Origin of the sequence: Chamaesiphon sp. OTE_8_metabat_110, assembly GCF_031382685.1 — a bacterium.
Lineage (GTDB): Bacteria > Cyanobacteriota > Cyanobacteriia > Cyanobacteriales > Chamaesiphonaceae > Chamaesiphon.
On sequence record NZ_JANMZA010000149.1, the window covers coordinates 1 to 3,714 of the forward strand.

Consider the following 3,714-nt stretch of genomic DNA (forward strand, 5'->3'; position numbering starts at 1 on the left):
TCTGAGCGGTCACTACATAGCCCATCACGTCCTTTCCCCGTCGTCCGGCACGTCCAGCCATCTGAAGAAATTCCGAGGCGGTTAGCAGGCGATGTCCTTGGTCTGTGCGTTTGGAGAGACTGGAGATGACTGTCGTCCGGGCGGGCATATTAATCCCGGCGGCGAGGGTTTCGGTAGCGAAGACGACTTTAATTAAGCCCAGTCCAAATAATTCCTCAACGAGGACTTTCCAGGCGGGGAGAATGCCCGCATGGTGAGCGGCGATGCCTTTGTAGAGTGGTTCGACTTGTCCGGCGCGGGCGGCTTCAGGATTCTTCTCGAGAAATTCATCGATGCGAATTTTGAGCTGCGCGGCTTCGGCGGGATTGACTAGTGGCAGTGTCGATACCTCGGCGACGGCTTTATCGCAGCCGCGCCGACTGAAGATAAAGTAAATGGCGGGCAACATTTCCCGTTCGGCAAGCTTGCTGACGACAAAGCCGATACTGGGGACATCTTCACTTTTACGGCTGCCCGTGGGGCGATGGGATTTAAGTTTGGGGTTGAGTTTGGCAGTATTGGGATCGAGTAATGGCAGAATCCCTTTGGGGTTTACAAAGTGAAACTCCAAAGGGACGGGGCGAAAGTCGGAATAGATCAGTTCGGTACTGCCATGAACGGCATTAATCCAGTCGGTAAGTTGTTTGCTATTGGCGACGGTGGCGGAGAGGGCGACGAGCTGAATGTGGGGAGGGCAATAGATGATCGATTCTTCCCAGACGGTACCGCGCTGTTTGTCATTCATGTAGTGGCACTCGTCGAGTACCACGGCTTCGACACCGATCATTGAGGTACCGACTTCGCCGATGCGGGTACCGTAAAGCATATTGCGGAAAATTTCGGTTGTCATGACGACAACGGGGGCATCGCGGTTGATGGAGATATCGCCAGTGAGCAAGCCGACGTTATCTTCGCCAAATTCGGCGCGGAAGTCGCGATATTTTTGATTGGATAGGGCTTTGAGTGGGGTGGTGTAGAATACTCTGCGCCCCTGTCGGAGGGCGCGATGAATGGCATATTCACCGATCAATGTTTTGCCCGAACCTGTCGGGGCGCAGACTACGACTGACTTTCCTGCGTTGAGTGCGTCTACCGCCTGAAGTTGAAACCCGTCGAGTGGAAATGGGAAGATCTCTTGTAGTTGGGCGGTAGAAATAGTAGAGGTGGTCATAGCGTTTAACTTCACAGACGGTGGCGCGAGGCTAGATTGTGGCGGTAGCTAAGTCTCGATACTCTCTAGTATATTCGTAAATCAAGGTTGGGCGGAATTCGATCGAATCTCTGTACTATTGCGACCTTGTGTTAACGATCGAGAAGCTATTGTAATAAGCACAGCGGCAAACGATATATATTTGTGAGTTGCGATTTTTCTAGCGGAGGCAGAACCCGGATCTGGGGGAGGCTTCCCCCAGACCCCCCGTTGAAAGGCGGAACGCCGCCTCTCAAACTCTCCTCGTATGGTTTGATCTGTGGGCTAGCGTGGTGCGGCATTCACTCCGCCTAAGATTTTAGTTGCAAGTTATTCAGACATTTCCATGCCGCAGTAATGGAAATCAAGCAACCATCTTCCCTACTCCCCCACTCCCCCACTCCCCCATCCCCTCATCCCCCCGTCTCCCAGTCCCCCCATCTCCCATCTCCCATCTCCCCAAATCACATAGGATTGCTACAGTAACTTGGGTTAATATTAAATAGCTCCTATTTCCCAGCCGATAAAGATGTCCGATCGCAGCTTGCAGTTACCCGTTGAAGAGGATACTTTACCAACGATCGATTGGTCTGTGGGGATGGGTTATCGACGACTCAAGGCAGCAACGATCTTGGGGAGTCTGTGGTTGGGTGTGGCGGCGTTGCATCTGATTAGTTGGGGCTATATCATCGCTTGGGCGATCGCGAGTGTCTTTTGTTGGCGGGCGGTGAGGTTGGTGGCGACAAAAGTAGTGCCGCCGCCAGTATTTAATCCGCCGCAGACTTATCCGTTTATTTCGCTGGCGATTGCGGCTAAAAATGAGGCGGCGGTAATTACCAATTTGGTAGAGAGTTTGTGCAGTCTGGATTATCCTGCCGATCGCTATGAAGTGTGGGCGATCGACGATAATAGTACCGATCGCACTCCGGAAATATTGGACAAACTCGCGCTTCAATATCCCCAATTGCAAGTCCTCCACCGCACCAGTAAGGAGACTGGCGGCAAGTCCGGCGCGCTCAATCAAGTGCTGACGCTGATGCAGGGCGAAATTATCGGTGTCTTCGATGCGGATGCCCAAGTTGCCCCAGATTTTTTGTACCGCGTCTTAGCCTACTTCCAATCGGCAACCGTGGGGGCGATCCAACTCCGCAAGGCAATTACCAATAGCGATACCAATTTTCTTACGCGGGGACAGCGGGCAGAAATGGCGCTCGATGCCTATCTCCAGCAGCAGCGGATTTGTGGCGGGGGGGTAGGCGAACTGCGCGGTAACGGTCAATTTGTGCGGCGAGCGGCTTTGGATGGTTGCGATGGTTGGAACGAGCAGACGATTACTGACGATCTCGATCTGACGCTGCGGCTCCATCTGACTGGCTGGGAAATCGAATTGATGCCTTATCCGCCTGTGGGTGAGGAGGGTGTGACGACCTTTACTGCTTTGTGGAATCAACGCAATCGCTGGGCAGAGGGCGGCTTTCAGCGTTATTTGGACTATTGGGAGGCGATCGCCAGCAATCGGATGGGCACTAAAAAAACTCTCGATTTGCTCTCCTTTTTAGCAATTCAATATCTGTTGCCGCCAGCGGGGATTCCCGACTTCCTGATGGCATTTTGGCTCCGGCATCCGCCATTATTGCTGCCCATGACCGCTTCCTTGGGCGTGGCACTGCCGTTGTGGGGAATTTGGGAAGGATTGCGGCGCAGCGATCGGCAAGGGGTCGATCGGGCAGATAGCGGCGATCGCCAGCTCACGATCGCTAGACTCTTGACGCAAACGGCGATCGGCTCGTTATTTATCCTCCACTGGCTGGTAATTATGCCGTTTGCGATCGCCCGGATGGCAATTTTTCCCAAGCGACTCAAATGGGTCAAAACCCTCAGACAAGCCGATTTGTAGCTACTCGTCAAAAAAAGTACTATCTGACACTTACAAGTAGCCAACAATATGGCTATTCTTGGGCATACTTAGTATAGATAGATAGATCCTTACTTAGACCATTAGCTGAGATCGAACAGTGTGGCACAATAAATGGGTAGGTCTAGTATCTACAACCGCTGCTCACTCGATCGATTACCCATGCAGGATTCCCAGGAAATTGATTATTTCGGACAACGTATTCTCCAGATCGTCCAGCCGCTGGCGGCTGGTGCAGATCGCCAAGAAGTGCTGTCTCTTTTAGCTCGATCGGTCGCCAATAACTTTGCAGCAGATGGCTGCTGGATTCTTCAGTATGTAGCTCCGGATGTCGTCCGGGTAGCTGCTAGTGCTTGTGTTAGCCACCGTACCAACTCGATCTCCGAGCGCTTAGCCTCGATCGAGATTCCCGAGGCACCGACACCAATTCAATGGCGGATGCCATTACTCCCAGACTATCAGGTGACGATCGTCGAAACTCGCAACCAAAGTCTGGTAACTGGTTGTGTCATGGTGGCAACAAAAGGCGTGGAGTGGTTCCGCGAAACAAAATTAGTCTTACAAATCGTCG

Annotated in this window: 3 protein-coding genes; 2 read left to right on the forward strand and 1 reads right to left on the reverse strand. The window is 52.6% G+C overall.

What is annotated here, in order from left to right; genetic code table 11:
* Positions 1 to 1,210, reverse strand: a 1,210-nt coding sequence (locus RMO52_RS05510; RefSeq protein ID WP_310411652.1) for a DEAD/DEAH box helicase, incomplete at its 3' end; no start/stop codon positions are given.
* Between the two features lie 547 nt (positions 1,211 to 1,757).
* On the opposite strand from RMO52_RS05510, the gene RMO52_RS05515 reads away from it, so the two are divergent.
* Both RMO52_RS05515 and RMO52_RS05520 read left to right on the forward strand, forming a co-directional pair.
* Positions 1,758 to 3,125 carry a glycosyltransferase family 2 protein gene (locus tag RMO52_RS05515; RefSeq protein ID WP_309742919.1) on the forward strand — a complete coding sequence of 456 codons (1,368 nt, stop codon included), beginning with the start codon at positions 1,758 to 1,760 and terminating at the stop codon, positions 3,123 to 3,125.
* 180 nt (positions 3,126 to 3,305) lie between these two features.
* Positions 3,306 to 3,714 (forward strand): hypothetical protein (locus RMO52_RS05520; protein ID WP_310411655.1); only part of this gene is annotated, 409 nt, incomplete at its 3' end.